22 protein-coding genes are annotated in these 22735 nt (G+C 43.8%); 13 read left to right on the plus strand and 9 right to left on the minus strand.

Annotation, left to right across the window (positions count from 1 at the left end):
- The coding region (locus AC1DU2_RS06955) for a transposase family protein (protein ID WP_477383642.1) at positions 1-166 on the minus strand (166 nt) is incomplete at its 3' end.
- Positions 167-453: 287 nt separating this feature from the next.
- Between AC1DU2_RS06955 and AC1DU2_RS06960 the strand changes: the two genes are divergently transcribed.
- Positions 454-663, plus strand: coding sequence for a hypothetical protein (locus AC1DU2_RS06960; RefSeq protein WP_477353926.1), 210 nt, complete (start codon positions 454-456; stop codon positions 661-663).
- Positions 664-736: 73 nt separating this feature from the next.
- Here the strand turns inward: AC1DU2_RS06960 and AC1DU2_RS06965 are convergent, their stop codons facing one another.
- Positions 737-3025 carry a TonB-dependent receptor gene (locus AC1DU2_RS06965; protein ID WP_477383499.1) on the minus strand — a complete coding sequence of 763 codons (2289 nt, stop codon included), beginning with the start codon at positions 3023-3025 and terminating at the stop codon, positions 737-739.
- Between the two features lie 380 nt (positions 3026-3405).
- Here AC1DU2_RS06965 and AC1DU2_RS06970 point away from each other — a divergent pair, with 380 nt between their 5' ends.
- Positions 3406-4551: a sensor histidine kinase gene (locus AC1DU2_RS06970; RefSeq protein ID WP_477383500.1), complete on the plus strand. Its 1146-nt coding sequence runs from the start codon at positions 3406-3408 to the stop codon at positions 4549-4551.
- Between the two features lie 3 nt (positions 4552-4554).
- The gene (locus AC1DU2_RS06975; RefSeq protein ID WP_477353932.1) at positions 4555-5256 is read left to right on the plus strand and encodes a LytR/AlgR family response regulator transcription factor; all 702 of its coding nucleotides are present in this window, start codon (positions 4555-4557) and stop codon (positions 5254-5256) included.
- 87 nt (positions 5257-5343) lie between these two features.
- Here the strand turns inward: AC1DU2_RS06975 and AC1DU2_RS06980 are convergent, their stop codons facing one another.
- From AC1DU2_RS06980 to AC1DU2_RS06990, 3 genes are all read right to left on the minus strand, one after another.
- On the minus strand, positions 5344-5664 hold the full coding sequence (locus tag AC1DU2_RS06980) for a 2Fe-2S iron-sulfur cluster-binding protein (protein ID WP_477383501.1): 321 nt from the start codon (positions 5662-5664) through the stop codon (positions 5344-5346).
- A gap of 2 nt (positions 5665-5666) precedes the next feature.
- Positions 5667-6677, minus strand: coding sequence for an NAD(P)/FAD-dependent oxidoreductase (locus AC1DU2_RS06985; protein ID WP_477383502.1), 1011 nt, complete (start codon positions 6675-6677; stop codon positions 5667-5669).
- Between the two features lie 75 nt (positions 6678-6752).
- Positions 6753-7652: a LysR substrate-binding domain-containing protein gene (locus AC1DU2_RS06990; protein WP_477383503.1), complete on the minus strand. Its 900-nt coding sequence runs from the start codon at positions 7650-7652 to the stop codon at positions 6753-6755.
- A 208-nt stretch (positions 7653-7860) separates the two neighbouring features.
- On the opposite strand from AC1DU2_RS06990, the gene AC1DU2_RS06995 reads away from it, so the two are divergent.
- The 4 genes from AC1DU2_RS06995 (at position 7861) to AC1DU2_RS07010 (ending at position 11082) form a co-directional block, all read left to right on the plus strand.
- Complete coding sequence (locus tag AC1DU2_RS06995; RefSeq protein ID WP_477353940.1) at positions 7861-8400, plus strand: acyl-CoA thioesterase; 540 nt, start codon at positions 7861-7863, stop codon at positions 8398-8400.
- Between the two features lie 60 nt (positions 8401-8460).
- Positions 8461-8661, plus strand: a complete 201-nt coding sequence (locus tag AC1DU2_RS07000; protein WP_477353942.1) for a YqaE/Pmp3 family membrane protein — start codon at positions 8461-8463, stop codon at positions 8659-8661.
- A gap of 139 nt (positions 8662-8800) precedes the next feature.
- Positions 8801-10147: a sigma-54-dependent transcriptional regulator gene (locus tag AC1DU2_RS07005; protein WP_477383504.1), complete on the plus strand. Its 1347-nt coding sequence runs from the start codon at positions 8801-8803 to the stop codon at positions 10145-10147.
- A 581-nt stretch (positions 10148-10728) separates the two neighbouring features.
- Positions 10729-11082, plus strand: a complete 354-nt coding sequence (locus AC1DU2_RS07010) for a hypothetical protein (RefSeq protein WP_477383505.1) — start codon at positions 10729-10731, stop codon at positions 11080-11082.
- Positions 11083-11143: 61 nt separating this feature from the next.
- Here the strand turns inward: AC1DU2_RS07010 and AC1DU2_RS07015 are convergent, their stop codons facing one another.
- On the minus strand, positions 11144-12010 hold the full coding sequence (locus tag AC1DU2_RS07015; protein ID WP_477383506.1) for an ATP-grasp domain-containing protein: 867 nt from the start codon (positions 12008-12010) through the stop codon (positions 11144-11146).
- A 162-nt stretch (positions 12011-12172) separates the two neighbouring features.
- A complete protein-coding gene (locus AC1DU2_RS07020) occupies positions 12173-12640 on the minus strand; it encodes a lipocalin-like domain-containing protein (RefSeq protein WP_477383507.1) in 468 nt (155 codons plus the stop codon).
- Between the two features lie 727 nt (positions 12641-13367).
- Here AC1DU2_RS07020 and AC1DU2_RS07025 point away from each other — a divergent pair.
- Positions 13368-15098 (plus strand): MAC/perforin domain-containing protein, encoded by a 1731-nt coding sequence (locus tag AC1DU2_RS07025; protein WP_477383508.1) that lies wholly within the window; start codon positions 13368-13370, stop codon positions 15096-15098.
- A gap of 210 nt (positions 15099-15308) precedes the next feature.
- On the opposite strand, the gene AC1DU2_RS07030 is transcribed toward AC1DU2_RS07025, so the two are convergent.
- Both AC1DU2_RS07030 and AC1DU2_RS07035 read right to left on the minus strand, forming a co-directional pair.
- The gene (locus AC1DU2_RS07030; protein WP_477383509.1) at positions 15309-15782 is read right to left on the minus strand and encodes an SRPBCC family protein; all 474 of its coding nucleotides are present in this window, start codon (positions 15780-15782) and stop codon (positions 15309-15311) included.
- Between the two features lie 11 nt (positions 15783-15793).
- Positions 15794-16099: an ArsR/SmtB family transcription factor gene (locus AC1DU2_RS07035; RefSeq protein ID WP_147053289.1), complete on the minus strand. Its 306-nt coding sequence runs from the start codon at positions 16097-16099 to the stop codon at positions 15794-15796.
- Positions 16100-16786: 687 nt separating this feature from the next.
- Here AC1DU2_RS07035 and kdpF point away from each other — a divergent pair.
- The 5 genes from kdpF (at position 16787) to AC1DU2_RS07060 (ending at position 22679) form a co-directional block, all read left to right on the plus strand.
- On the plus strand, positions 16787-16864 hold the full coding sequence (gene kdpF, locus AC1DU2_RS07040; protein ID WP_090651871.1) for a K(+)-transporting ATPase subunit F: 78 nt from the start codon (positions 16787-16789) through the stop codon (positions 16862-16864).
- 12 nt (positions 16865-16876) lie between these two features.
- A complete protein-coding gene (kdpA, locus tag AC1DU2_RS07045; protein ID WP_477383510.1) occupies positions 16877-18592 on the plus strand; it encodes a potassium-transporting ATPase subunit KdpA in 1716 nt (571 codons plus the stop codon).
- A 131-nt stretch (positions 18593-18723) separates the two neighbouring features.
- Entirely contained in the window at positions 18724-20751 is a 2028-nt protein-coding gene (kdpB, locus tag AC1DU2_RS07050) for a potassium-transporting ATPase subunit KdpB (protein WP_477383511.1), read from the plus strand.
- Between the two features lie 106 nt (positions 20752-20857).
- Positions 20858-21424, plus strand: a complete 567-nt coding sequence (locus AC1DU2_RS07055) for a K(+)-transporting ATPase subunit C (protein ID WP_477383512.1) — start codon at positions 20858-20860, stop codon at positions 21422-21424.
- Between the two features lie 205 nt (positions 21425-21629).
- Positions 21630-22679, plus strand: a complete 1050-nt coding sequence (locus AC1DU2_RS07060) for an outer membrane beta-barrel protein (RefSeq protein WP_477383513.1) — start codon at positions 21630-21632, stop codon at positions 22677-22679.
- Positions 22680-22735 lie beyond the last annotated feature (56 nt).

Genomic DNA, 22735 nt, shown 5'->3' on the forward strand with positions numbered 1-22735 from the left:
AGGTCCAGTCATCCATGCCGCTGATTACGGCTGATATACATAAAAACAGGATTTCTTCCAACGGGTAAAGATGATGCCCTTTGTTCGTTCTGCGCGGGTCTTTCATGCTGGAAAAATAAGGACAAAAAACTTGGTGGGCTCGATATTCGGGATTTGAAAAGGCCATTTTTTTGACCTGAATCACTTATATCCTAAATATACACCTTTTTTCCTATTTCAAAAAGTTAAAAGCGATTTCCCTGCGGGTAAAATGTAACTCAGGTGTTTTACTACCGCAACCTCATTGCCCTTTAATCAAATAGCGTGTATTCGGCCGTATTTTAACGATATATCGCAGCGCTGTTATAAATTAATATTTATTAACTATTTGATTTTTAGTTATTTGTGTAACTGGCATTTGTTTGGTAAATGATGATGTAAAAAACAAACTCATTTACACTTAACACTACTACCATGAACGCATTATTTGTACTCACCCACATTACCATGGCCGTATGCCTGTTTGCCATTTTATATGAAGCCGTGTTACAGAGCGGTAACCCGCAGGCCGAAATAAAAAAATGGTTTACACTGTTTACCTCCTTAAAATTAAAACCTATCCGGCTAACCCGGCTCCAGCTTTACCGTGCGGCCATTGGGCTTATAACGATAATTATGAGGTAATGCTGCAAATAGTACCTTGTTCCAGGAGTCCCGGCGGTCTTTTGCAGGTACCATTGTTGTGGCTGGCTTATTGTTAATGTAAAAGCAGACTTGCCTTGCTACTAAAAAAGTAGCCAAGGTGCAGCAAAGCTGCAAACTTAGTGCCGGCGGTGAAAGCAATTCCGTCAACAGGCGCCTTGTTTTTTAGCCGGGTAATGGTTTCAAACTGGGTTTCTTTCCACCGCACGTTAAACAGGTTATTGACGGTTAGGCCAATTTCGTATTTGGGCCGGGTATAATTTAATACCAGGTCATTTATAAAATAGCCTTTGGCGGTAAGGCTATAATCGGCATTTGCGGGGCGGTCGCCAAGGTAGCGGTAGCGCAAGCTACCGTTGAATCCGTTTTTAAGCGTGTAGGTTATACCTCCTGTGCTGCTCCAAACCGGCGCCAGCGGAATATAATTTTCACCGGCCGGGTCACCGAGCGAGCGGCCTTGGGCGTAATTTACATCTGCATCAAAATACAGGGAATTAAGCGGCTGGTAACGGCCGGACAGATCGAACCCAATACGGCGGGTTCGGCCGCTAAACTCTACCGAGCCGCCATCGCCCGCATATACATATTCCTTCTGCAGGTAACTATACCACAAGGCAGCGTTAAACAACAGGTTTTTGAGTGGTTTAAATACAGTACCGGCATCTGCACCGTAAGCAGCGGGCAACGTTTGGAAACCACCTTGAGCTACTACCACACGGGTATCATTGGAGTGGAAGCCCCTGCCTGTTAATAAATAGAATTGGGTTTTATCATTAGCACGGTAGTAAAAGTTGAGTTTAGGGCTAATGGTGTTGTTATTGGCGGTATACATGCCAATGCCATTAAGTGTAGTGTCGGTAGCCAGTTTATTGTTATACCGGTAATAAAACTGGTCAAACCTTAACCCGGCATTCACCAAAAATTTTGAGCTGAACTGTACTGTTTCGCCCAGGTAGGCCCCGGCGCTCAGTTCGGTAATGTCGCCCAGTTTAATTGGGTTGATGACCGTGAAGTTATTAGCGGTATGGGATAATTCCGAACCTTTGGTCATATCCAGCCGGGTATTAATACCCACCTCCGTTGTTAATTTGGTATTGCCGATGTAGCCTTCGTGCTGGTAACTGCCGTTGTAGCCGTACAAATTGCGGGCTTCCCGTTGCCGTATCTCATCGCCGTTAACGGTATCTGCCAGGTAAAATGTAAAGTTGGTGTGCAAATCAAATTTATAACGCGAATAATAAAGCTGGTTTTTGACGATATCGTGGTTTGGAAGCGTGGTTAAAAGCTGGGCGTTTACGTTTGTGCGTGACGTCACCCCGCCTTCGTTGGGGTCAAGTGAGCCGTAAAAGCCTATGAGTCCATCATTTACTGCGCTTTCCGGGACCTGGCCCGATGCTTTCCACTTGCTGTACAACGTGGATGCGCTGATGGTAAGCCAGTTGTTGGCATTTAATCTTCCGTGGTATTTGGTGAAAAAGTTAAAGCGTTTAAAATGCTGCGGGTTGTCAAAATAACTGTCGCTATAGCGGTATTCAGAGGCTGCATACCACGACTGGTTATTGGCTTTGGCTTTTTGGCCAAGCAGGCTAAGCATGCAAAACACCCGGGAGGTATTAAACTGCCCGCCTTCTACCTTAAACTGGTTGGCAGCAATGGAGTTGGCCGTGTTAAAGTTTACAAAGCCGGTCACGGCCAGGTCGCCTTTTTCCACATTATACATCCCTTTTTGATAGTTTGTACTTTCTATCGTTTCGGGGATAATAAAATGGCTGTCGGCATAACCCTGGCCATGTGCCTGCGAAACCATATTTACCGGCATATAATCAACGCTCAAATTGATATCGGTACCATGGTCATTATCAAAACCACGCAAAAAAATCTGCTCGGCCTTACCTCCGCCCTGGTGCTGGCCAATGAACAGGCCCGGCACTATACGCAGCACTTCCTGTGAATTGGACACCCCGCGGAGCTTAATATCGGTTTCGCTGATCGCCTTATAAGGGTTCGGGTTATCAGCGGTTATTACTACATCGGTTAACAGCGTAAGCCTGGGGCTCAGGTCAATCAGCGGGCTCAGGTTAAGGTCGGCTAATAACACAATTCTTTTTTGGTAACCAACGGCAGTAATAGTAACTGATTGCGCCGCGGGCCCTACGTTTCGGTAAGCAAAGCGCCCTGTTTCGTCGGTAATGTCCGTTTTGTTTATGGGATTTAAAATCACAGTGACACCATTAAGCGGCATCCGGGTAACACTGTCGACAATAATGCCTGAAATGTTTTTTTGCTGCGCGTATAACCTGCTGCTCAACAGCAAAATGCTTATCGCCAATATTTTAAATTTCATATTACAAATCGTGTACAGATAGGGCAAAGGCTCTCGTTTTACCTTTTTTATCAAATTAAAACCTTGAAGCAGCACATGGGCAATTGTATTCCCCTGCTTTCCAGGTATGTGCTTTAACACCCAAATAACTGGTGTTTTTTAAACCTGATGTAAACGTAGCGGCAAACATTAGTTAAAAATAGAGGGTATGGATGAATGCCCATTTTTTGGTGGTGAAAGGTTTACCGTCGTTCAAAGTGCAGTATTTTTTAAGATCCTATGAGTACTTTAATCAGTATTTACCCGCTGCGTAAATTGCGCATTTGCCATTTCATCTATACATTTAAGCCAGTCACCGATGTTTTCACTTCTCTGCGGAAGCTATTGTGTTACTTTATCCTATGTCACGAATTAAAGTTATTTCCATCATTCTGCATGTTGCCGGCTGGATCGCGCTCATGGGTATCCCGCTTATTTTTCTGCATAGGGGCGGCAGTTTTGACGGTGACATCTCCTTGGTACAAAGCCCCGACTATTGGTTATTCGGACTTACTTTTATGGTCGTTTTTTACAGCAATGCTTACTTTTTTGTTCCGCGGCTGTTGCTCCGTAAAAAACATGTATTGTTTGGTGCCGCTGTTTTTTTTCTATTTTTTGGCGTTTATTGTATCCGGCCGTTCGACCGCTTACTGCACATCAGGGAAAGAGAAGACGATAGCAGGTCCCCCTCCAACCGGCGGCCGCCTTTAGACGCACCTGGTAGCGAACATTTTCAACCGGGAAGGCCGCCTGTGCAAAGCCACAATTTGTCAACCTTTCGCAATAGGCCTTTAAGCCGGTCGCCGTTTGGGCAGCCGCTTGATATTACCAGTTTTTTTATCTTTTTTACGGTAATTGCCTTTAGCACTGCCATTAAAACTATCCGGGAATGGTTGCTTACCGAGCAAAGGGCAGCCCGTGCCGAAGCGGATAAAGCCACCGCCGAACTCTCTTTTTTAAAGGCACAAATCAATCCGCACTTTTTGTTCAATACCATGAACAATATCTATACGCTGGTTTTAACCAGGGACGATCATGCCGCCGACAGCGTTATGCGGCTTTCAAAAATAATGCGCTACGTTACTGAAGACATTACCGGGAATTTTGCCCCCCTGCAGCGCGAGGTTGATTGTATTGCCAGCTATATTGAACTGCAGCGTTTGCGCACCGGCAACCTTACTGTTGTTAATTTTGAGGTAGCGGGCGATATCGACGGAAAACAAATAGCGCCTCTGTTGCTCATGACCTTTATTGAAAATGTTTTCAAATACGGTGTAAGCAAACACGAAAGCGCAACCATTCAAATTAAATTGGTTGCCGGCGAAAATACCCTGCACTTTTATTGTAAAAATCGCATATTCGGTTTAAACAACGGCGATAACCACAGCACCGGGATAGGTATCAAAAACACCTGCAAACGTTTAGATCATTTATATCCCGGCAAGTATGTATTAGATATCAGTAACGATAACCAGGAGTACATTGTTCAGCTAACCCTACCAACTTAATCCATGATGCTTAAATGTATAGCCATTGATGATGAACCTTTAGCTTTACGGCTTATTAGCGAATATGTATCGCGGTTTCCTGCGCTGCAACTCGTCCGCACATTCGAAGATGCGATTTCGGCGGCCGAATTCTTGAAAACCACAACCATCGACCTCCTTTTCCTGGATATCAGCATGCCCGATATCTCGGGTATCGACCTCATGAGGTCACTAACTGTAAAGCCAATGGTTATTTTCACAACCTCGTACCGGAAATATGCTTACGACGGCTTCCAACTGGAGGCGGTTGATTTTGTTGAAAAACCGTTAGAACTTGAACGCTTTACCCGTGCCGTTGAAAAAGCACTGGCCTATTACCAATATAAAAACCGGGCAAGTGACAAGCTAAATAGTCCCGATGAATGCCTTTACGTGAACTCCGAATACCGGGTGGTAAAAATAGACTTGAACACCATCGAATACATCGAAAGCATGGAAAACTACATCCGCATCCATTTAACAAACGACAAACCCGTGCTTACGCAAATGCCATTAAAGGAGGTGCTAAAAAAACTACCGCCCGATAAATTTCAGCGTATTCACCGCAGCTATATCGTGCCGCTAAGTAAAATAAAATCCATCCAAAACCGTAAAGCCCGGCTAACGGCTATCGAACTACCCGTGAGCGATGCTTACTATGAAATTATCCGGGGTTTGGTTAATTAGGTGTTTCAGCCGGCTTATCGCCATCTTAACCCAGTACTTTATTGTAATTAACAGTGTTGGCAAAAACTTCTTTTACCTCTAAACTATCTAAAAAGGCATTTGTTTCAGTCTCACTATCAGCCCATCCATCTCCTCGGTAACCCGCATCTGGCAGGCCAGGCGGCTGTGTTCATCGGCGTTGGGCAGGGTATCCAGCATGTCCAGCTCGTTATCTGTGGCATGAAAATATTGTTCGGGCCCTTCTATTACTTCTATGTGGCAGGTGGCGCAAAGGGCCATGCCGCCACAGGTAGCCAGTATATCGTATTCGGATGCTTTTAAAACCTCCATCAGGCTAAGGTTAATACCTTCGGGGATTTCTACGGGCTGGCGGTCGCCGTTGCGGTCTTCAATAATTAAGTTGATCATGGCTAAAAGGCGGTTACGCCGTAAACGGTGGTGTATTTAAAACTCAGTTTTTGTTCGGGGTAAACATATTTAAAGGCGCTTTGGGCCATCAGCGCGGCTTCGTGGAAACCGCAAAGGATCAGCTTCAATTTACCGGGATAGGTATTAATATCGCCAATGGCATAAATACGTTCTACATTGGTGCTGTAATCCCTGGTGTTCACCTCAATGGCCGAGAAGCTAATGTTTAAGCCCCAGTTAGCAATTGGTCCAAGTTTGGGGCTAAGGCCAAACAGCGGAATGAGGTGATCGGCGGCAATGTGGCTTACCTCGTTGTTTCTATCCAGCAAAGTTATTTCCTGCAAATGGCCTTCGCCTGTGAGAGCTACCACATTTGATTTTAAGATGAGGTCTATCTTACCCTCTTTGGCCAGTTCAAAAACTTTTTCGGCAGAATCCGGCACACCCCGGAAAGTATCGCCACGGTGAACAAGGGTAACACGTTCGGCAACGTTGGCTAAAAATATGGCCCAGTCCAGGGCAGAATCGCCACCACCGGCCAAAACCACTTTTCGATTACGGAACAATTCGGGATTTTTGACCATGTAGGCTACACCCTTGCCTTCAAAATCAAGCAGTCGGTCAATCTCCGGTTTACGGGGTTCAAAGCAGCCCAGGCCGCCGGCTATAACCACCACCTGGCAATGCACGGTAGTGTTATCGTTGGTTTGGATGGTGTATGAGCCGTCGTTGTTCTTATGCAGGGTTTCTACCCGTTCGCCCAGGCTAAAGGTGGGGTGGAAGGGGGTTATCTGCTCCATCAACCTGTCTACCAGTTCTTGGGCGGTAACTTCGGGGTAGCCGGGGATATCGTAAATAGGCTTGTGCGGGTAAATTTCGGAAAGCTGGCCGCCAACCTGCGGCAGCACATCAATAAGGTGGCAGCGCATTTTTAAAAGCCCTGCTTCAAAAACTGCAAATAAACCAACCGGCCCCGCGCCAATAATGCAAATATCAGTATCAATATGTTCCATAACCTGCTCTTTAATTCAGCACTCAAATGTGGCTGTAAAGCGGGAAGTAAACAAATGATATAAAGTAATATACGATTACTTTAAGTTATAATTAGCCAGGCAAAAACGTTTAAAAAGTTCAATGAGTTTGCTGTTTTTGCCATGCAGCTGGATAAACTGGAACGTGCGAAAAATCTCGAGCCCTTTAATATCGATAATGCTTAGTTCGTTATATTTTAACTCGCTTACTACCGATTGGATAGATAGGAAAGTAGCTGTATCTGAGTATAAAAGGTATTGTTTTATGGCGATGCTGCTCTCCAGCTGAATTTCGATATTTAGCTCTTTGGGGCTGATCTGTACGCCTGCCAAAGCTTCGTAAATAACATCCAGGGTACCCGATCCGGCCTCGCGTAAAACAAGGGGGATATCTAATAATTGCTTCGGGCTGATCTCGGCCTTTTTTGATAACTTATTGTTGGCCCGGGTTACTAATACAATCACGTCCTTGGCAAACGGCGAATAAGCCAGCTGGGGCGAATGTGATGAGCCTTCGATGATGGCAATGTCCAGCTTCTCGTCCATAATCATTTGCGATACCTGGTCGGTATTGGCCTGGATGAAGTTGAAGGTGATTTCGGGGTATGTTCTCTTAAACATAGCCAGTATTTTGGGCAAAATGGTTTGGGCTACCGTAGTACTGGCCCCAATGTGCAGGGTACCCGCCTCGATGTTGTTAAGCTGCGCCAGTTCGGTTTCAAGTGCGCTGTAGGTTTGGAATATCTTATCGGCATATTGCACCAGTACCTTGCCGGCGGTGGTAAGGGAAATGTTGTTGCCATTGCGTTTAAATAGCTGCACATTAAGCTGTTGTTCCAGTTCTTTAATGTGCTTGGTAACAGCGGGCTGGGTAATAAACAGCTCGCTGGCCGCTTTGGTAAAGCTAAGCCGCTGCGCAACCGTGTAAAATACCTTTAATCTGAAATCGAAGATCATTGGTTAAAGGTAGGGGTTTTTAAATAAAAGAGCCTCACCCTGCCCTCTCCAAAGGAGAGGGTTCTTGATTGGCATAATGCTTAGGTAAAATCGATAATTTCCATCATGCTAATAAAAGTCCTCTCCTTTGGAGAGGATTTAGGTGAGGCTCCCCCTTTGTCTTAACTCTTGATTCTTAACTCTTGGCTCTTCTCCCTATATTTGTACCATGACAGGAAAATCGCCTAAAGAATCATATACCATTATGAATGAACTGGTATTACCCAATGATACCAATACATTAAACAACCTGATGGGGGGGCGCCTGCTGCACTGGATGGATATTGCTGCCGCTATATCGGCGCAAAAGCATTGCAACCGTATTGTGGTTACTGCCTCGGTAGATAATGTATCTTTCCAGGCCCCCGTAAAGCTGGGCGATGTAATCAGCATAGAAGCCAGGGTAACCCGTGCTTTTACCACATCGGTTGAGGTGAGAATGGATGTATGGGCACAAAATATACCATCGGGCACCAAGGTAAAAAGCAACGAGGCTTACTACACCTTTGTAGCTTTAGATAACGACGGGCGAAAAACCCAGGTGCCGGCATCATTGCCCGAAACGGATGAGGAGATAGCGTTGTTTGAAGGAGCTCTTCGCCGCCGCCAACTGCGGTTAATACTGGGCGGCAAAATGCTTGCCAATGATGCAACCGAACTGAAAGCCCTGTTTTTTGGCGAACAGCTGCCGCTTAATTTGAAAGACTAAAGGCCGTAACAATTGCCGGGCGCATTGGTCTAAACCATAACAGTTTAACACTAAACAGCCATGAGATACTTTCTTTGTTTTTTATTCCCGCCCCTGGCCATACTCACAACCGGCCGCATCGGTGCGTTTATACTCAATATATTTTTAACACTTTGCTTCTGGATCCCCGGCGTTATCCACTCGATACTGGTAACCAGCGATTATTATGATGCCCGCAGGCACAGGCGATTGGTTAGGGCTGTGAGGAGGAGTGGGTGGTAGTTTTTGAATTTGAAAATTTGAGAATTTGAAGATTTGAAAATAGCTATGTTTGTGTGCTGATTTATTTCGTTGATGTTCGTAGAGAAAAGACCTGTCGGATGTTAATCGGTGAAATCAACATAAATCATATAATCAAAAAGTGCAACAAGGTAAGCTATTAATTATTGACGATGAGGAACGCCTGCGTAACCTGATGGCCCGCATTCTGCAACTGGAAGGGCATGAGGTAATTACGGCAGGTACGGCTAAAGAAGGTCTGCGTAAATTACAGCAGGAGAATATCCAGGTTGTTTTGAGTGATGTTAAGCTGCCCGATACTGATGGTATTACCCTTACCGATACCATCAAAAAAGCATATCCAACTACCGAGGTAATTGTACTTACCGCTTATGGCACTATCAACGATGGCGTAAAGGCCATTAAGGCAGGTGCTTTTGATTACATTACCAAAGGCGACGATAACGAAAAGATAATCCCGCTGGTAAGTAAAGCCATGGATAAGGCCCTTTTGCAGCAAAAGGTACTGGAGCTGCAAAGTAAACTGAACGATAAATTCGGGTTCGACAGGCTGATTGGCAAATCTACCGCCATTAGCGATGTAATTAAGCTGGCCCAAAAAGTAGCCTTAACCGATACCACCGTTTTACTATTGGGCGAAACCGGCACCGGGAAAGAAATTTTTGCCGAGGCCATTCACCAGGCCAGTAACCGCAATACCAAATCGTTTGTGGCTGTAAACTGCAGCGCCTTTACCAAAGAATTGCTGGAGAGCGAACTGTTTGGCCATAAAGCCGGCTCGTTTACCGGGGCAGTTAAGGATAAAAAAGGACTGTTTGAGGAAGCCTCGGGTGGCACTATATTTTTAGATGAAATTGGCGAACTTGACCACGACCTGCAAGCCAAGCTGCTCCGCGTGCTGGAATCGCAGCAGTTTTTAAAAATTGGCGATACCAAACCTACCCAGGTTAATGTGCGCATACTGGCGGCCACTAACCGCAACCTGCAAGCCGAAATTAACGAAGGGCATTTCCGGTCGGATTTGTTTTACCGTTTATCCGTTTTCCAGATCACCTTGCCCCCGCTACGCGAGCGTAAAAAAGATATTAAATTGCTGGGCGAATATTTTATGCAATACTTTGCCCTAAAAGTTAAAAAGCAGGTAAACCAGCTTAGCGACGAGTTTGTAAGCAAACTGGAAGCCTATAACTGGCCCGGCAACATCCGTGAGTTTAAAAACGTAATTGAACGCGCCGTAATACTCACTGATAACAATATTCTGGACGAAAGCCTGCTGCCTTACGAAATTCAACAACAGCAGGTAAAGGCCGGGGCGCCTATTTCCGCCTTTGATCTTTCATCGGTAGAGAAACTGCATATCCAACGGGTGCTTAACCATACGCACGGTAACCGGGCTGAAGCCGCCCATTTGTTGAATATTGGGGTGGCTACGTTGTACAGGAAGTTGAAGGAGTATGGGTTGGAGTGATTTTTGATTTCGGAATTGGGAATTTCGATTTCGGATTCAATTAAGGCTGGGCCGCCGCTGCCGCGAGTTTGAACTCGTGGTAAAACATGGTTTCAGCTTTCAGCTGAACTTGTAAGCAATCATGGTTAACAAAGGTTAACATAATTTCGATTTATTTTTACATAAATCATTTATAATCAATGTTTTATGTAAAAATCATGGTTAACATGTGTTAACCATGATTTTTGCGTTTTTCGTATTGCTCCGATATGAAACTTAAAGTTGCTGCTGCAATGCCGCTTTGCCCCATGCAGTTGCAAAACTTACAGCCGCACATCCCCGCATTGTTTTGCCCGTTTTCGCCCGAAGCTGTTCTGCTGACGGGAAGGGAAAGATACCTGGTAAAGAAACGATCGCAAGTGCTCCTGGCTCGGTGTCCTTTGCACAACACTGCGCTAAGAGGGGTAACTACTTTGTATAGGAAGTTGAAGGAGTAAGGGTTGGAATGATTTGATTTCGGAATTGGAAATTTCGATTTCGTATTTATTTTTGCTTTTAAAACATCTCATCATCTTATTCGAAATCGGTGTTATTAATGAGCAATGGCAACAAAAGAGGAACTTCAATGGCAATTGGCTGCTTTAAAGGAAGCAGTTAATAAGTCGAGTGATATTAAAGAAGAAGTAAAGAATTTATTTAAAAAATTCACTATAGCCAATTTCGAAGGTGGGCCTGTGATTTTAGAAAAAGATAACGCCTTTTCACTTTACACATTAAGGTATCAATTTAAAGAAAAAAAGGGCGTTTATAATGAAAGTTGGGCCAAACTTTTAAAAAGACTCGCCACTGCTGATATTTACGCTCATATAACGATCAGCGCATTAACAATTGATGACAAAGCATATATCTTTTTTTCAGACAATGATTATAAGGAGTGTTTTGGAGTTATTTATTGAATAGTTGGAATTATCGTAAATCACCTACTGGCCGCTATGGCAAGCTTTAACCTGTTGTAAACTATTGTATTAACTGAAGTAAGGCCTGGTAATAATTATCAAAAGCCTGTTCATGGCTGTTTAAAAACAAATACGGCTCAATAAGCTCAAGTTCCATTAAAACAAAAGTTCCATTTGATATTATTCCATCAACCCTGGCGTATAAGGTGCCTTTGCCATACTTTTCAACGTATTTGCCGGCTGTTTGAAGATGCGCAGTATCTGGTTTTATTTTTTGAACGGAGCCGCCATATTCACTTTGAACTCTAAAGTCGCCTGTTTTAGGAACTTTTAAAGTACAATGACTAAAGTTGCCGTTAAAGAACATAAAAGACAATTCACCTTGTAAAATTTCTTCCATAAAAGGTTGAACCAGGAAACTTTCATGAGCTAAAAGGCCGTTAATTGCATTCTGTACCAGTGAAACATTATCCAATGTAAGTAACATGGTATTTTTAGCGCTTGCACTTACGCATGGTTTAATAATCAATTTTTTGCTTAAGGATTTATCGAGTAATTCCGCCAGATCTGGCACGAGTCCTTTCTCGAGGAATGCAGATTGAATTACAGGTAGACCATCGTCGGCAATTTGCTGTAAATAATGCTTATCGCTATTCCATAGTACTGTTTTAAGCGGATTTAATATTTTGACTCCAGCCGCATCTAAATCACTTAGCCACAATATAAATGAATCAAAATTATCATGGTAATCCCAAGGCGATTTCAATATAACAACATCAAATTGTTTCCAATCTATTTGCAAATCGTTCCATACTATGCTCTTAATAATCAAACCTTTGGTTTCAAGGAATTTTGATAGTTGAAAATCTTCTTCTAAATGCGATTGAGTTGATTTTTTGTTTTGGTAACTGACTAAGGCTATGTTCATTTTCACTATGAAATAATGAGCGTAAATTTATGGTTTATCTTAGTGATCTACCGATAAAGCGCTAACAAACGGAATTATAAATTCCCAGCTGCCGCGAGTTTTTAACTCGTGGTAAAATATGGTTTCAGCTAAATAGTGAAGTTTTATAGCGTTCAATATCCGCTACTGCTTACTAAAAACCATAGGCGAAGGAACGCAACTGGCATTAAACGGGCAGGTAAAGTAAAGTGAAAGTTTATTTTTCTGGCCGTTGAGCGACACGCCGTAAGCAGCGTTTTTGGAGCCGTCAACGGGTATAAGTTCGGTTACGGGGCCGTAACTATTTTTTGAGTTTGAATAATTTACCTGGTCAAACATAATTAACGAATCATTTTTGACAGTGTATTTCCCTGTAACTCTGAAGCGGTATCCTATTATTTTTTTGGTAACCGAATCTGTGGCTATAATATCGTATTGAAATTGGTTGCCATTTTTAAATTCGTATTGTTGAATTCCCTGGAATTGCAGGATAGCCCATTTTCCTGTAATATCAATAGTGCCGCTTGTATCCTTTTCGCAGGCTGAAAAAGTAAACGCTAAAACGACTGCTAAAAGGCTTAAAATTCTGATAAGGGTAAGTTTTGTTTTCATATTGATAATTACGCACAAATAAATAGTACTGATACAGTTGCGATGTTTTTTTGTTAAAGTATCCGCATCTGCTACTCGCTGCCACGAGTGTTTAACTCCTGGTGCAATATTGTTTTAGTTTCAGCTTTACTGTGAAGCGAAGGATTTATTCAATATCATTCTGCTAATTCTCAAATTCTTTAATTCTGATTCAGACAACCTCCCCGCGTTAATGATTGCAGCGGATACCGCCAATGTGGCTAAGGCCTGAGCAGTATAAGCGGAAAGCGTGGGCCGGGAAAAGAATCAAGAGTCAAGAATCAAGACAGCTTCAAATAAATAAAGTTCCAGCATCCTTCAATCCTAAAAATCAAGGTTCAGACAATACGGCTATCAACCTAAAATCGCTCCTGCTTTTAGCCAAACTTTAAAGCCAACGGCTTCAGCCGGCTTTATCCACTGGTTACAACAAGACGATTACCAATAGTTATTTGGCTGAAAAAAAGCTGCTGAAAGGGCTATTCTGCCCTGCCTGGTGGTAATGCCTTTGGGTACTATTGTGCATGGTAATGGTTGAATAATTGAATTGATTTGCTTTTCAATTATTTTATTGGTTATTCCTCAAATAAAAGGATAATAACAATGTTCTACATCATCCCGAATAATCCTTACCCACTATTACCACCGTCAAATAAATAAAACATCCGATAACAAACCGTTAAAATTTAACCAATAAGCCAAAAGAATTATGACAACCGAGAATTTACAAATGCTTGAAGAGCAGATTGAACAATCAAAACCCCTGGATTTTGTACTGCAATCATACAATGTTTTTAACCCCATTATTGCCAAAAATCCTGAGTTATTACTGAGCCAGCTGAGCAATTATTTAAAAACGCCTTTAACCGATAATGATGTAAACACCCAAACGGTTAAGCAAACCTTTTCATCTACTTTTAAAGAATTTCAGTCTACCCAATCCTCTAATACGGAGTTTGCCGCTTCGGTGGGTATTGAGGGGAGTTATGGGTTTTACAGTGGTTCGGTAAAGGCCAGCTACAGTTCTGAAACTTACCAGGCTTCAACAGCTTTCAGCAGCAGTTTTAACGGCGTTATTAGCTGCGGCACGGTAACTTTTAAAAGGCAAAGCGACCACAACGCCATAAGGGCATGCCTGGCCACCGAATTATGCGCGGCGCTTGACAGCATTACCACACTTAAAGCTGCCGAAGCTTTTGTGGGCACCTACGGCACGCACCTGGTGCTTGGTTTAAACCTGGGCGGCTTTATCCAGCTAAAATCGGCATCAAAAACAAGCAATTACAAAAGCAAACAGGAGATGTCGCTTGCGGTAACAGCAGCCTATGAAGGTGCCGGGAGCATTAGCGCTGCGGCAAGCGCGACACAAAAATTATCGCAGGAAAGTTTTTCGTCGAGCCTGGAGCAAACGGTTGATACATCGGGAGGGCAGAGCAGCCTGGCGGCCCAAATAGACCCTAAAGATCCTAAAACAATTGTAGACTGGGCTAATAGCTGTACCAGCGATACTTCTTACGGTATAACCAGCGCTATCGAGATATGGGAGCTGGCCGCAAATGATCCGGCAAAAAACACGTTGAAGCAATATATTAACATGGTAATATTGGCGCAAAGCATTAAAAACCCCACCATATTTGCCGCCGAAGCAGCCTTGCAGCCATACGTTGTGGTTGATGTTAATGCTGTAGCTAACGATGCCCACTTCCGGATTATTGGGGGAGGGGCTATGATAGAAAAAAACGAAAGCAGCTTCCTGGTAAACTCTTATCCCCAAACGGATAGCCATGGCCATATCAATGGATGGACCGCCGGATCGCATGATATTGCGGATGCCGCATCGGTCAATGACTATATAACAGCATTTGCTATGGCCATTTACGATCCCAGCTATGTTGCCGGCAGCGCAGATAACCTGTTGCAGGTTCAATTAAAAACGGCACAGGGCAGCAACCCGGGTATAGGCGGCGATACCGCTGCAATTAGTGTAGATGGCGGTTATTTACTTTCGGGCGGTGGTATTCAATCTTTTACACCCGGAAATTTTAATAAATTCATTTTGGGCAGCTACCCGTCAAGTGATGATACCTGGACGGCCACCAACCACGATTATGAAAGAGCTGCATCGGATGTTGCGCTTACGGCTTATGCAATTGGTATAAAGAGTAACCACCCTTCGCTTACCATTATGCCGTATCTGGTTAGTACGCCCGAATCGGAACATGAATATGGCAACCAAACGGCAACCCTGGGCGATGGCGTATCTATTGCAGGTGGTGGCTTATCGATAACTAACGCAACCGATTGTGGTAACCTTGCGCAGCAAAGCTACCCATCATCATCAAACAGCTGGACGGAATATAACAAAGACGATGACGGCCACGTATCACATGCCGACGTTGTGGCCTATGCCATTGGGTTTACGGCTTCGCTTGAATTTTAGTAGTAAGTAGTTTTAGTAGTAAGTATCGAGTAGTAAGTAGTAAGACAGCTTCATTGAGGTAAGATTTGGGCTATTCTTTGATCCTGAAAATCAGAATTCAGACAAAAAAGATCAGCATAACAACGGCCCGTTCCAAAATCAAGAACGGGCCGTTTTAAATAATAGGGTGGGGGCTTAACTTAACCAACCCAATCAACCCAATCCAACCAACTATCCCAACAATTCTTCCAGTTGGTTAAGGCCGATAGTGAAGCCGCCCTGGAAGCCCATGGCTACCAGTTTTTCCAGGTCTGCTTCAGATTGGAAGGTGAGGGTTACATTAACAATTGTTTTATCGCCTTCCTGTTTCATGGCCACATGCCAGTTGGATGGTGAGAAGCCCGGAGCCTGTACGCCATTTTCGTCGCTGAAAAAGGAGGTGGCTTCAAAGGTGTTGGTACCCACGGCGGTAAACTGTACATTGCTCCAATGCACTTCGCCGGCGGGGCCCACCATCGAGTACAGCCATTGCCCGCCTGGTTTAAATTCCATTATTTTGGTTACGGCATTCCATGGTCTTGGTCCCCACCATTTGTCCAACAGTTCGGCCTGGGTCCAGGCGCTCCATACTTTTGCTATAGGCGCTTTAAATTCACGCACAACGTGCAGTTGTTTTTTTGCTAAATCTTTTTCAAAGGAGATCATAGTGTTTGTTTTTAAAGAGTATCTAATAAATTATCTAATTGGTTAAAACGGTCTGTCCACATGTTGCGGAAGGCTTCTATCCATTGGTCTACTTCTTTCATCTTGTTCAATTCTAAATGGTAGTAAATTTCGCGGCCTTGTTGTTCTTGTTTTAGCGCGCCACACTCGGTTAATATCTGTATGTGTTTTGATACCGCCTGGCGGCTGCTGTCAAAGTGTTCGGCAATGGCGTTGGGTGTCATGGCGCCTGTTACCAGCAGGGTTAAAATGGCCCGGCGGGTTGGGTCGGCAATGGCTTGATAAATATCGCGTCTCATATAACGTGCAACTGATTGATTGCAAATATAAATGCAATTGATTGATTGCACAATATTTTTTTGAAAATATTTTGGGAGTGGAGGGAGTGGTGGGGTTTGCAGTTGGGTTATACCAGGCGGGTGGGGGAATAGTTGGGTACAATATCCATTGCGAGTATCCATCAGCCTATGCTGAAAAAAAAGTAATGACATGGCTGCGACCGGGATTCTTGTAGAGACGCATCACATGCGTCTGCCGCCAGACCGGTTTCGATTTGCATGTGGGAGACGCATGTGATGCGTCTCTACAAAAAACAACCATTAAAAATCAATATGTTACAAACATGTCATTATAGGGTACGAAGCAATCTCGTTGCTATGTAAATCCGCCTGGGGTGGCTACGAGGTTGCCGCGCTGCGCTCGCAATGACATAACTTTTTATTTCCGCTCCCACATTGATAATCAACTATCAAAATGATAGGCTATTTTCATCAATTAAACTCGTTTTTTATAACTACGTAATGCTAATTGCCTGTAATTCAATTGTTTGATTTCTCGTGCCAATAATTGGCATCCACTTGGTAAACCCTCCTGCAAAAAACTAATAATATGGATATTTTACAGATTGTTATTTATGTGGCCACCTTCATAGCCATATTCTGGATCTTCTTCAAATCAGTTAATTACTTCGAAAACATTTAATCATCATGATCGCATTATTCATTGTAGCAGTGGCTGTGTTTGTATACATGGTGTATGTACTGCTTAAACCCGAAAAATTTTAAACTATTTAACCCATGAACACTGAAATTTCAGGTGTAATTTTTACCTACCTGCTCACGCTGGCAATTGCCATCCCCCTTGGCCGTTACATCGCCCGCATTTTTAAGGGCGAAAAAACCTGGCTCGACTTTTTAGCCCCCCTTGAACGTTTCATTTTTCGTTTCAGCGGCATTGATGCCAAAAAGGAAATGAATTGGAAACAGCATTTATTTGCCCTGCTTACTATCAATAGTGTATGGCTTATTTATGCATTTGTTTGTTTAATGGCACAAGGCCACCTGCCGCTTAACCCGGATGCAAATCCCGGCCAGTCGCCCGATACGGCTTTTAACACGGCCATCAGCTTTTTGGTAAACTGTAACTTACAGCACTACTCGGGCGAAAGCGGCGCCACTTACTTTACACAGCATTTTGTGTTTATGTTCCTGCACTTTGTATCGGCAGCAACAGGTATTGCTGCGTTGATTGTCCTGTACAAGGGATTGAAAGATAAGGTGACCGATAAACTGGGTAATTTTTGGGATTACTTTGTAAAATCAATTACCCGTATATTATTGCCTATATCATTTGTAATAGCTATCATCTTCGCTTTTAACGGCATGACTACCAGCTATGCAGGTAAAGATACATTCATCAGCATGCAGGGCGATACCGTTCATGTATCCCGCGGGCCGGTTGCTGCGCTGGTAGCTATTAAACACTTAGGTACAAACGGCGGTGGCTGGTTTGGTGCAAACTCGGCACACCCTATAGAAAACCCTAACTACTTAACTAACACAGTTGAGTTGGTTGCACAGCTTATTATTCCTATTGGTTTGGTGTTTGCCCTGGGCTTTTACCTTAACAAAAAGAAATTTGCTTACGTAATTTTTGGAGTGATGACGTTGGGGATGCTCATGCTGATGATACCAACCATTAATGCCGAACTAAACGGTAACCCCGCTATTGCCCACATGGGTGTTAGCCAGCCTACCGGCGCTATGGAAGGCAAAGAAGTAAGATTTGGGCCGGCAAACTCCGCTTACTGGAGCATAATGACCACCATTACATCAACAGGTTCGGTAAACTCCATGCACGATAGCGCTATGCCTTTATCAGGTTGTATGCAATTGCTGGGTATGATGGTTAACTGCTTTTATGGCGGTGTGGGTGTTGGTTTCCTTAACTTTTACATCTTTATTATCATTGCGGTATTTATATCGGGCCTGATGGTTGGGCGTACACCGGAGTTTTTGGGCCGCAAAATTGAAGCCCGGGAAATGAAGATAGCTTCGCTGATTGCTTTATTACACCCATTCATCATATTGGTAGGCTTAGCCGTATCATCATACGTGGTGGTGCATATGCCTGGAGCCGATTGGGCAGTAAAACCATCAACATGGTTAAATAACCCGGGCAACCACGGTTTTTCTGAAATGCTGTATGAGTATTCTTCAGCAGCCGCCAACAACGGTTCGGGCTTTGAGGGTTTGGGCGATGGTAACATCTTCTGGAACGTTAGTACCGGTATAGTAATGATTTTAGGTAGGTTTTTACCAATTATTGGTCCGCTGGCCATTGCAGGTTTACTGGCCAATAAAAAATTCATTCCTGAATCTGCCGGAACACTTAAAAGCGATACCTCAACTTTTGGGTTGATGATCTTCGCGGTGATTGTAATTATCGCTGCTCTGTCATTCTTCCCTGCACTGGCTTTAGGTCCAATTGCTGAACATTTTTCACTTAGATAAGCCCCACCTAAATCCTCCCCTGGAGGGGAGGACTTAAAAATTAAGTAATAAAGCAACAATAAAAAGTCATGCAAATCAAAAGTCTCCCCCTTCAGGGGGAGATTTAGAGGGGGCTTTTAAATTTTATAATCATGAAAACCTCAAATACATTATTCCAGGGCGATCAGATGAAGGAGGCTTTTAAACAGTCGTTCATCAAACTAAACCCACGCATACTGTTCCGTAACCCGGTTATGTTTACCGTTGAAATAGGAACGGCAGTAATGCTTATAGTAACCATATTTTCCTTTGCAAATAAAGGACAGGGCAGCTTTGCCTATAACTTCACCGTGTTTTTGGTGCTGTTGTTAACTGTATTGTTTGCCAACTTTGCCGAGGCTATTGCCGAAGCACGTGGTAAAGCCCAGGCCGAAAGCTTGCGCAAAACCCGCGAGGAAACTCCTGCCCGCTTGCTGGTTAACGGTAAAGAAACTATGGTAATGTCGAGCCAGTTAAAAAAAGGCGATGTGTTTATCTGCGAAACCGGCGATAACATCCCTACCGATGGTGAGATCATTGAAGGTATTGCTACCATTGATGAATCGGCCATTACCGGCGAATCTGCCCCGGTTATCCGCGAATCTGGCGGTGATAAATCATCAGTAACAGGTGGTACCAAAGTATTATCTGATAAGATAAAGGTTATGGTAACCACCCAGCCCGGCGAAAGCTTTTTGGATAAGATGATTGCGTTGGTTGAAGGTGCATCGCGCCAGAAAACACCAAACGAGATAGCTTTAACTATCCTGCTTGCAGGCTTTACGCTCATATTTGTTATCGTGTGCGTTACCCTGAAACCATTTGGCGATTATTCAAATACCCCAATAACAATAGCTGCATTCATCTCACTATTTGTTTGTCTTATCCCAACCACTATCGGTGGCCTGTTATCGGCCATCGGTATTGCCGGGATGGATAGGGCATTACGCGCAAACGTGATAACCAAAAGCGGTAAAGCGGTTGAAACTGCAGGTGATTTGGATACCTTGTTATTAGATAAAACAGGTACCATCACTATTGGTAACCGTAAGGCAACCAATTTTTATCCCGCCACAGGTGTTAGCAACGCCAGCTTTGTAGCCGCATGCGTATTAAGCTCACTGGCCGACGAAACCCCCGAAGGTAAATCGATAGTGGAACTTGCCAACGAGGATAAAACCTTACCTAAAGTGGTTGCCCCTGCCAATTCGGTATTTATCAAATTTACCGCCGAAACCCGCTCAAGCGGTTTGGATACGCCCGATGGTTTACGCATCCGTAAAGGTGCTTTTGATTCCATCCGTAACATTGCCTTAAAGGCTGGTCACCCCTTCCCAACCGAGGTTGAGGATAACGTTAAAAAAATCTCGTCAAATGGTGGTACCCCGCTGGTAGTATCGCAAAACGAGGAGATAATGGGTGTAATTGAATTACAGGATATTATTAAACCCGGCATTGCCGAACGTTTTGACCGCTTACGTAAAATGGGCGTTAAAACAGTAATGGTTACCGGTGATAACCCTTTAACAGCCAAATTTATTGCTGAGAAAGCAGGTGTGGATGATTTTATTGCCGAGGCTAAACCCGAGGATAAAATGAACTACATTAAAAAAGAACAACAAGGCGGCAAGCTGGTAGCCATGATGGGCGACGGTACAAACGATGCCCCAGCCTTGGCCCAGGCCGATGTTGGTGTAGCCATGAACAGCGGTACCCAGGCAGCCAAAGAAGCCGGTAACATGGTTGATTTGGATAACGACCCAACCAAGCTGATTGAGATTGTGGAAATTGGTAAACAATTGCTGATGACCCGTGGTACGCTTACCACCTTCTCAATAGCCAATGACGTAGCCAAGTACTTTGCTATTGTTCCGGCCTTATTCATGGTATCTATACCATCATTAAGAGCGCTTAACATTATGGCATTGCACAGCCCCGAATCGGCCATATTATCGGCAGTAATATTTAACGCCATCATTATCCCGTTGCTGATACCGTTGGCCTTACGTGGTGTGGAGTATAAACCGATAGGTGCCAGCGCGTTGTTACGCCGTAACCTGTTGATTTATGGCCTTGGTGGTATACTGATACCATTTATAGGTATTAAATTAATTGACCTTGCCGTAGGCGTATTTATATAATTCAGATGTGAGATTTTAGATATGAGATTTGAGACGAGCTTCAAATCCGTATCCAGAGAAATCTCACCTCTTATATCTCAAATCTCATATCTAAAAAGAAAAGAAAATGAAAACATATTTGTTGCCATCAATCAAGTTAACTATCATCCTGATAGTAATTACAGCCGGTATCTATCCATTAGCTATAGCCGGTGTGGGCAAATTAACTCCCGGTCATGGCGATGGGGAAACTGTAACATATAAAGGCCGTGTGGTTGGTTATGCCAACGAGGGTCAAAAATTCACTAAAGACGAATACTTCTGGAGCCGTCCATCTGCAGTTGATTATAATGCTGCCGGTTCGGGAGGTTCAAACAAAGGCCCCTCAAACCCCGATTATTTGAAACAGGTAGAAGGCCGCATCCAGGATTTTTTAAAGCACAATCCTGGTGTAACCCGCGCCCAGATCCCTGCCGAACTGGTTACCGCATCAGGTAGCGGGTTAGATCCTGATCTTTCGCCTGCAGGCGCAAAGGTACAGGTAGCCCGTGTTGCCAAAGTACGTGGCTTATCTGCCGATGGTGTAACCAAACTGGTTGACGAGCATACCGAAAAGCCATTATTTGGCGTATTTGGCCCATCAAAAGTAAATGTGCTGAAGTTGAATGTGGCTTTAGATGAACTAAAGAAATAAAAAGCCCCCTCTAAATCTCCCCCTGAAGGGGGAAGTTTTTGAATTAAGTAGTTAAAAAAAGCGGGGCCAGGTGCGATTCCCCTCTTGAGAGTGGGGAGGGGTGTGTTTAACCCGCGAAATGGCATAACACACCCCTGCTGCCGCACAATCCCAACGCACCCCTCTCGAGAGGGGAACTGAAAAAATAAATGATTTTTATACATAAATGAAAAAGACCTTCATATTAATACCTGCATTTTTACTATTAAGCGCTTTGATAACCAAAGCCCAGGACACTGTTAAAACAACATCCGATGCGCCATTGGTAATTTTTGGCTCGGTTGATACTTATTATAAATACGATTTTGCCGATAAAGGCAGCCAGATTCCAACCAGTTTTGCTACCGACCAGAATTCGGTTTCGATTGGGATGATAGACCTGGGGATTAAAAAGAAAGTTGGTAAAGCTGCCTTTTTAGGCGAAATATCTTTTGGCCCGAGAGGGCAGGTACAATCTATACCCAACGGTACCAGCGGCGATTCATATCATATTCAAAATTTGTATGTATCTTATGATGTAACAAATAAACTGACGCTTACCGGCGGCTATATGGCAACATTTATAGGGTATGAAGTGATAAGCCCTATTGGTAATTTTAATTATTCCACATCATACCTGTTCACTAACGGTCCGTTCCAAAATGCCGGTGTAAAAGCTACTTATGCTTTTACCGATAAAATAAGCCTGATGGTTGGGGCATTTAACGATAACTGGAATGCCTACCAGGCTACCAAAAGGGTTAACAATTTTGGCGCGCAGCTGATGGTTATCCCGGTAAAGGGGTGGACTGCTTATCTAAATGTTATTACTGGAGGTTTGCAGGGAACAGAATTTGATTTGACCACGGCCTACCAAATAACAGATGCATTTAAATTAGGCTTAAACGCCGCTGACTATAAAGCTAACAGCGGTGTAACAGGTGGTTTTACCGGGGTGGCATTATATCCGCAATACGCAGTTTCTAAAGATGTAACCTTAGGCCTTAGGGGCGAGTACTTTAAAACAAAAACCGGTACCTATATCTCGACAGCTGCTCCGGCACCTGGCGAAAACGTAACGGCTGTAACTTTTACAGCAAATATTAAGGCTGGTCCGCTGGCATTGATACCCGAGTTTAGGGTTGATAACGGATCGGCAAACGCGTTTAAAAATCACTCGGGCGACCCGACTAAAACGGCCTCGCAATTTGTGCTGGCAGCGGTGTACGCTTTTTAAGCCCCCTCTAAATCTCCCCCTGAATGGGGAGACTTTGGATTGCAGTTTTTTCTCAA

Source organism: Mucilaginibacter sp. P4_C11 (assembly GCF_056402115.1).

Bases quoted from the DNA above. Each gene is read 5' to 3' on its own strand.
- kdpF (WP_090651871.1), top strand. From the start codon at position 16,787: ATGATCGCATTATTCATTGTAGCAGTGGCTGTGTTTGTATACATGGTG.
- AC1DU2_RS06990 (WP_477383503.1), bottom strand. From the start codon at position 7,652: ATGATCTTCGATTTCAGATTAAAGGTATTTTACACGGTTGCGCAGCGG.
- AC1DU2_RS07035 (WP_147053289.1), bottom strand. From the start codon at position 16,099: ATGAGACGCGATATTTATCAAGCCATTGCCGACCCAACCCGCCGGGCC.
- AC1DU2_RS06965 (WP_477383499.1), bottom strand. From the start codon at position 3,025: ATGAAATTTAAAATATTGGCGATAAGCATTTTGCTGTTGAGCAGCAGG.
- AC1DU2_RS06995 (WP_477353940.1), top strand. From the start codon at position 7,861: ATGACAGGAAAATCGCCTAAAGAATCATATACCATTATGAATGAACTG.
- AC1DU2_RS07025 (WP_477383508.1), top strand. From the start codon at position 13,368: ATGACAACCGAGAATTTACAAATGCTTGAAGAGCAGATTGAACAATCA.
- kdpB (WP_477383511.1), top strand. From the start codon at position 18,724: ATGAAAACCTCAAATACATTATTCCAGGGCGATCAGATGAAGGAGGCT.
- AC1DU2_RS07015 (WP_477383506.1), bottom strand. From the start codon at position 12,010: ATGAACATAGCCTTAGTCAGTTACCAAAACAAAAAATCAACTCAATCG.
- kdpA (WP_477383510.1), top strand. From the start codon at position 16,877: ATGAACACTGAAATTTCAGGTGTAATTTTTACCTACCTGCTCACGCTG.
- AC1DU2_RS06975 (WP_477353932.1), top strand. From the start codon at position 4,555: ATGATGCTTAAATGTATAGCCATTGATGATGAACCTTTAGCTTTACGG.
- AC1DU2_RS07010 (WP_477383505.1), top strand. From the start codon at position 10,729: ATGGCAACAAAAGAGGAACTTCAATGGCAATTGGCTGCTTTAAAGGAA.
- AC1DU2_RS06960 (WP_477353926.1), top strand. From the start codon at position 454: ATGAACGCATTATTTGTACTCACCCACATTACCATGGCCGTATGCCTG.
- AC1DU2_RS06980 (WP_477383501.1), bottom strand. From the start codon at position 5,664: ATGATCAACTTAATTATTGAAGACCGCAACGGCGACCGCCAGCCCGTA.
- AC1DU2_RS06985 (WP_477383502.1), bottom strand. From the start codon at position 6,677: ATGGAACATATTGATACTGATATTTGCATTATTGGCGCGGGGCCGGTT.
- AC1DU2_RS07055 (WP_477383512.1), top strand. From the start codon at position 20,858: ATGAAAACATATTTGTTGCCATCAATCAAGTTAACTATCATCCTGATA.
- AC1DU2_RS07000 (WP_477353942.1), top strand. From the start codon at position 8,461: ATGAGATACTTTCTTTGTTTTTTATTCCCGCCCCTGGCCATACTCACA.
- AC1DU2_RS07060 (WP_477383513.1), top strand. From the start codon at position 21,630: ATGAAAAAGACCTTCATATTAATACCTGCATTTTTACTATTAAGCGCT.
- AC1DU2_RS07020 (WP_477383507.1), bottom strand. From the start codon at position 12,640: ATGAAAACAAAACTTACCCTTATCAGAATTTTAAGCCTTTTAGCAGTC.
- AC1DU2_RS07030 (WP_477383509.1), bottom strand. From the start codon at position 15,782: ATGATCTCCTTTGAAAAAGATTTAGCAAAAAAACAACTGCACGTTGTG.
- AC1DU2_RS06970 (WP_477383500.1), top strand. From the start codon at position 3,406: ATGTCACGAATTAAAGTTATTTCCATCATTCTGCATGTTGCCGGCTGG.